Origin of the sequence: Streptomyces turgidiscabies Car8, from assembly GCF_000331005.1 — a bacterium.
Lineage (GTDB): Bacteria > Actinomycetota > Actinomycetes > Streptomycetales > Streptomycetaceae > Streptomyces > Streptomyces turgidiscabies.
In genome coordinates this window covers 1-5,901 of the sequence record NZ_AEJB01000282.1, presented here as the reverse complement: position 1 = coordinate 5,901, position 5,901 = coordinate 1, and the positions used below count along the sequence as shown (strand labels likewise).

Genomic DNA, 5,901 nt, shown 5'->3' with positions numbered 1-5,901 from the left:
ACGGCACGAGTGGCGCCGCCCTGGACTTCGCCCGCGTCGACGGCGCGACCGGCGCCGAGGCCGACGCCGTGGTGCTCGACCGGGCCGACGGCAACGTCCGCTATCTGACGGCTCCCTGGGTGCTCAAGGCGGAGATGCGGGACCTGCGCAAACCGTCGGCGACGCCCATCGACCTGGGGCTGACCGACGGGGTGAGCGGGCCGCTGGCCAGCCCGGTCGCGCAGACCGGCGCCTGCCAGGCCTGGAACACGCTGCAGGTGACCGACGCCGGTGGGGCCCGACTGCTGAGCGACCTCGGCGAACTCGTCCCGGCCCACCTCACCACGGGCCGCCCGGCCGCACCCCGCGAGGCGTCGGCCCCGACGGCGCTGGCGACGTGGTCGCCCTTCGCCTGTTCCCTCGCCGCGATGCACTCCCAGGGCGTGCGCTCGGTGAACGCCTGGCAGTACGCCGAGCAGCCGCTGCCCGACGCGAGCGGCGCCGCCGACTGGGTGTGCACCCGCGCCGAGACCTGGCGGGGTGACGGCGCCCAGGTCCTGGCCCAGTTCCACACGCCGGGCGGGCAGTTCGGGGCGATCGCGGCGAAGTCCGGGACCAGCCCGGCGTGCGGTCCCCGCGACCCGAACGTGCTCGCCGGTGTGCTGTGGAAGTCGGGGGCGGGCGAGTGGTACATGCTTGCCGCCGGCGCGCAGAACACGGCGTCGATCACGGCGACGGGCGGGGTGAGTTCGTCCGCGCGGGGTGCCTTGCTGGCGGCCAGGACCGAGCAGGGGGCTCAGGCGGGGTTGAAGGGGACACTCAAGGACGGTCGGCAGATCGGCGGCCTGCGGTAGCGCCCCAAAGGGGCGCGGGGAACTGCGCGACAAGCCCCCACCGGCCCGCAGACAACCGCATACCCTGCGGAGCACCTAGCTGACGTTCCCGTCAACAAGTCGGCGCCTGAGGGTTTCCCTGCCCGCTACCCGTCAGTACATTGACGCCATGTACAACAAGCCCGAGCCTACCCCCGCCGAACACACACCGCTCAAGGCGCGCAAGGTGTCCTTCTCCTGGGAGGGCACCCCGCTCCACTGGGTGCCGGGGGATCCGTTCACCGCGCACACCATCAACGTGCTGCATCTGCTGCTGCCCGCCGGTGAGCGATGGTTCGTGCACGTGTACAAGCAGGTGCTGCCGTACATCCGGGACGAGCGGCTGCGTGCGGACGTCGTCGGGTTCATCGGGCAGGAGGCCATGCACTCCCAGGCCCACGACGAAGTCCTCCCGCATCTGCGGGAGTCGGGGCTCGATCCGACGCCCTACACCGCCCAGGTCGACTGGCTCTTCGAGAAGCTGCTCGGCGACCGGTTCCTGCCGGGCCGCCGGGCGCGTAAGTGGTGGCTCATGGAACGGGTCGCCGTCATCGCCGCCATCGAGCACTACACGGCGTTCCTCGGTGACTGGATACTCAACGCGTCGGAGCTGGACCGGCGCGGTGCCGATCCGACCATGCTGGACCTGCTGCGCTGGCACGGTGCCGAGGAGGTCGAGCACCGGTCGGTCGCCTTCGACCTGTTCACACACGTCGACGGGGGCTACCGGAGGCGGGTGCGGACCTGGCTGACCGGGCTGCTGGTGATGTTCTTCCTGTGGCAGCGCGGGGTGCGGTTCTTCATGGCGAACGACCCGGCGCCCGACCTCCGCAAGCCGACCTTCCGCGGCTTCTACGTGCGCGGCAAGCGGGGTCTGCTGCCGTCGACCCGGGCCATGGTGAGGTCGGTGCCGCGCTATCTCGCCCGGGACTACCACCCCTCCCAGGAGGGCTCCACCGAGCAGGCCGTCGCCTATCTGGCCTCCTCCCCCGCCGCCGTCGCCGCCGACAGAGGTGCCGCCTGATGCCCCGGCCGCTGACTCTCGCGCTCACCGCCGGGGCCGCGTTGCTCGCCCGGCGGGCCATGCGCCGCCGGATCGAGGCCGCGCCGCTGTGGCCGCTGCCCGGGCTGGCCGAGCCGGTCTCCGGCCGGCCGCGCTCACGGGCTCTGCGGCTGACGGTCGCCTCGTACGAGAAGGTCGCCGACGGTGTCGTACAACTACGCCTGGAGGGGCGGGAGCTGCCGGGCTGGACGCCGGGGGCCCATCTCGATCTGGTGCTGCCGTCGGGGCTCGTGCGGCAGTACTCGCTGTGCGGGGACCCGGCGGACACCTCGGCGTACACCGTCGCCACGCGGCTGGTGCCGGACGGGCGCGGCGGCTCGCGCGAGGTGCACGAGGAGGTGCGGGCGGGCACGACGGTCGAGGTGCGCGGCCCGCGCAACCGTTTCCCGCTCACCCCGGCGCCGGCGTACGTCTTCGTGGCCGGCGGTATCGGGATCACCCCGATCCTGCCGATGCTGCGGGCGGTGGATGCTCAACCCGGCCTGGAATGGCGGCTGTTGTACGGGGGCCGCAGCCGGGCCTCGATGCCGTACCTCGCGGAGATCGAGAAGCTGGGCGCGGACGCCGGGACGGGACGCGTCACCGTCGTCGCCGAGGACGAGGACGGGCTGCCCGACCTCGACGCGCTGTTCGCGGACGTGGCGGCGGAACTGCCCGAGGAGACCGCCGTCTACTGCTGCGGCCCCGAGGCGCTGACCGCGGCGGTCGAGGCCCGGATTCCCGAGGGCGCCGTGCTGTGTCGGGAGCGCTTCGGCCCACGTACGTCGACCGGGGGCGACCGGCCTTTCGAGGTCGAACTCCGGCGCAGCGGGCGGACGTTGAAGGTGACGGCCGACTCGACGGTGCTGGCCGCCGTACGGGCGGAGCTGCCGGACACCGCGTACTCGTGCGAGCAGGGGTTCTGCGGGACCTGCCAACAGCGCGTGCTCGGAGGAGAAGTGGACCATCGCGACGAGCTGCTGACCGATGCCGAGCGGACCGACTCGATGCTGATCTGTGTGTCACGGGCACGACGGGGTCCACTTGTGCTGGATTTGTGAACATCCTCGGTCGGACCCGTCCGTTGCGGGCCGTATCCGATCGGTAAGGTGTTCGCATGACAACCGGGGTTCGCCGCAGAATGGGAGTCGAGGAACGCCGGCAGCAGTTGATCGGCGTCGCCCTCGAACTGTTCAGCCGCCGCTCGCCCGACGAGGTCTCCATCGATGAGATCGCGTCGGCCGCGGGCATCTCGCGCCCATTGGTCTACCACTACTTCCCCGGCAAACTCAGCCTGTACGAGGCCGCGTTGAAGCGGGCGTCGGACGATCTGGCGGGCCGGTTCGTGGAACCGCACGAGGGTCCGCTGGGGTCGCGGCTGCTGCGGGTGATGCGCCGGTTCTTCGACTTCGTCGACGAACACGGGCCCGGTTTCGCGGCGTTGATGCGCGGCGGCCCGGCGGTGTCCGCGGACGAGGTGCGTTCGGGCAGCTCGTCGGCGACGAACGCGCTCATCGACGCCGTACGGCAGGCCGCGTACGTCCAGATACTGTCGCATCTGGACCTGCCCGTCGAAGAGGCGCCCGCCCGGCTGGAGTTGGTCATCCGGACGTGGATATCGCTCGTCGAGTCGACCGCACTGATCTGGCTGGACGGACGGCGGGTGCCGCGCGCCGAGCTGGAGGCGCAGCTCGTGCACGACTTCGCGGCGCTGGCCGCCGTGAGCGCCGCCTATGACGAGGAGATGGCCGCGCTGCTGCGCCGGATGCTCAAACAGGAGCCTGCCGACGGGCCGTTCAGCGAACTGGTCGCACGGCTCATCTCACTCGCGTCCTAGGTGGAGCTGTCGGGCGGCCGGGTTCAGTTGTCGAACTTGCGGTAGGAGTCGTCGAGTTCGCGGACCTCGACCGAGGCATGCAGGGCGAGTCCCTCGACCGGCTTCACATGGGTGCGTACCAACTCCAGTACGGCTTCCGTCAGTTGGTTCTTCGTCTCCACCGAGCGGCCGGTGAGCATGCCGATCCAGACGTGCACGATCGCGTGACCGTCGCTGTCCACCCCGACCGTGGCGTCCTCGGTGCGGCGGAACTGCGTCTTGCACGCCTCGGGCTTCGCCTTCGCCGTGGCGACGACCTCCTCGTGCAGCGCGAGCGCGAACGCGCGCCGGTCGAAGGCCTCGGTCAGCGGACTCGAGTAGTCGACGGTGATCTGCGGCATGGATCAAACCCCTGTTCTATGACGGCACGGTCGTCTCACCCTAGCCGGAGCCGTCACCTGCGGGCTCCGGCCGACCTGCCTCTGACCAGCGGGCTCCGGTCGAGGGGGCTCCGGAACGGTGGGGCTGCGGCCTGCCGGGCCTCTGGTCGGTGAGCCGCAGCGCCAGCATCGCGATGTCGTCCTCCCGGTCGTGGCCGAAGCAGACCAGCAGTGTGTCGCACAGGGCGTCCAGGCCGGGCAGCGCGCCGGAGGCCGCCGCGCGGAGGTGTTCCAGGGAGTCCGCGAGGTCGGTGCCCCGGGTCTCGATCAGACCGTCGGTGATCATGAGGAGCCGGTCGGTGGGTTCGAGGAACAGTTCGGTGGGCGGCGGATGGGCGAGTCCCACGCCGAGCAGCGGGCCCTCGGCCTTGGCGTACTCGGCGCTGTTGGTGTCGCGGATGATCAGCGGCGGGATGTGACCGGCGTTGGCGATCAGGGTGCGCCCGTTGCCCGGGTCGACGTGGACCAGACAGACGGTGGCCGTGACCTCGGGGTGGTAGCGCTGCAGCATCCGGTCGAGGCGCTCGGCGAGCACGGCCGGGTCGCTCTCCTCGACGCAGTAGGCACGCAGCGCGTGCCGGATCTCGACCATGACGGTGGCCGCTTCCAGCGAGTGCCCGACGACGTCGCCGACCGCGGTGAGCACACCGTCTTCGGTGCGCAGGGCGGCGTAGAAGTCGCCGCCGATCTCCGCGTCCCGGGAGGCGGGGACGTAGCGGACCACGACGTCGATGCCGGGCAGTTCGGGGAGCCGGTCGGGGCGGGGCAGGAAGCTGTGCTGGAGGGTGAGGGCGACATGCCGCTCGACCTGGTACATGAGCAGCGGCTCGGCGGCGAGCACGGTGGCCTGGGCGAGCCGGGCCACCAGGGACTCGTTCTCGGGGCTCACCCTGCGCTGCCCGCGGGTGGGCGTGGCCAGGCACACCGAGGCCCGGCCGTCCTCGGTGGGGATCAGTACGAGGCGGGCGTCGTGCTCCATGCCCGGCCGGAAGAACCCGGCGGGCCACAGCGGCGCGGGCACCGTGGTGATCTGCACCCCGCTGTGCCCGCGGGTGAGCCGCCGGAGCAGTCCCGCCACGACGCGGTGGGCGCTCTCGTCCGGCATGGCGAGCGAGGTGCGGTCACGGGAGGTGGCGCGGTACAGCTCGTCGTCCGGGCCGAGGAAGAACACGGCGGCGGGCGAGCCGGTGAGCCGCGCGGCGCCCTCCGCGGCGGCTTCGGCGAGTTCCTGCAGGGAGCGCGCTGCCTGGATGGTGAAGATCGTCTCCGACAGCCGGGTCAGCCGCCGCGCCAGTGCCTGGTCGTCGGCCCGCAGCCGTGCGGCGCGCACCGCGGCCCGCAGTACCGCGTCGATCTCCTCGGGTCCGGCAGGCACTGTCAGAAACGCCTCCCCGCCCGCGTCCAGTCCGTCGCAGCGGTCACCCGGGGACACGGAGGAGGCCGAGAAGTGCACGACGGGCAGACCGGCCATGTGCGGCCGGGTCTTGAGCCGGCGGCACAGGTCGACGCCGCTCATGTCGGGCAGGTTCACGTCGATGAGGGCCACGTCGGGCAGTGTCCCCTTGCGCAGCCGTGCGTCGAGTTCGTCGAGCGCCTCCCTGCCGCCGGCGACCGCCACGACCTGGTAACCGGCGCGACGGAGCAGCGCGCTCATCGCGTACCGGCTGGCCGCGGTGTCGTCCACGACCAGCACGGTGGTGTCCGTCCACTTGCCGTTGCCGTCCATCCTGCCGCCCTTGGACACACCGGTGG

At 71.8% G+C, this 5,901-nt stretch carries 5 protein-coding genes and 1 pseudogene; 4 read left to right on the top strand and 2 right to left on the bottom strand.

What is annotated here, in order from left to right; all coding sequences use genetic code 11:
* The 4 genes and pseudogenes from STRTUCAR8_RS18845 to STRTUCAR8_RS18830 form a co-directional block, all read left to right on the top strand.
* Positions 1-833 (top strand): annotated as a pseudogene (locus tag STRTUCAR8_RS18845) (hypothetical protein); the annotation flags it as partial.
* A gap of 148 nt (positions 834-981) precedes the next feature.
* Positions 982-1,875, top strand: coding sequence for a metal-dependent hydrolase (locus tag STRTUCAR8_RS18840; protein WP_006377420.1), 894 nt, complete (start codon positions 982-984; stop codon positions 1,873-1,875).
* Complete coding sequence (locus STRTUCAR8_RS18835) at positions 1,875-2,954, top strand: PDR/VanB family oxidoreductase (RefSeq protein ID WP_006377423.1); 1,080 nt, start codon at positions 1,875-1,877, stop codon at positions 2,952-2,954. Before STRTUCAR8_RS18840 ends, STRTUCAR8_RS18835 begins: the two co-directional genes overlap by 1 nt.
* A gap of 56 nt (positions 2,955-3,010) precedes the next feature.
* Positions 3,011-3,730, top strand: coding sequence for a TetR/AcrR family transcriptional regulator (locus STRTUCAR8_RS18830; RefSeq protein ID WP_006377419.1), 720 nt, complete (start codon positions 3,011-3,013; stop codon positions 3,728-3,730).
* A 23-nt stretch (positions 3,731-3,753) separates the two neighbouring features.
* On the opposite strand, the gene STRTUCAR8_RS18825 is transcribed toward STRTUCAR8_RS18830, so the two are convergent.
* Both STRTUCAR8_RS18825 and STRTUCAR8_RS18820 read right to left on the bottom strand, forming a co-directional pair.
* On the bottom strand, positions 3,754-4,110 hold the full coding sequence (locus STRTUCAR8_RS18825) for a 5-carboxymethyl-2-hydroxymuconate Delta-isomerase (RefSeq protein WP_006377421.1): 357 nt from the start codon (positions 4,108-4,110) through the stop codon (positions 3,754-3,756).
* Between the two features lie 40 nt (positions 4,111-4,150).
* On the bottom strand, positions 4,151-5,875 hold the full coding sequence (locus STRTUCAR8_RS18820; protein WP_044472445.1) for a fused response regulator/phosphatase: 1,725 nt from the start codon (positions 5,873-5,875) through the stop codon (positions 4,151-4,153).
* Between the last annotated feature and the right edge of the window lie 26 nt (positions 5,876-5,901).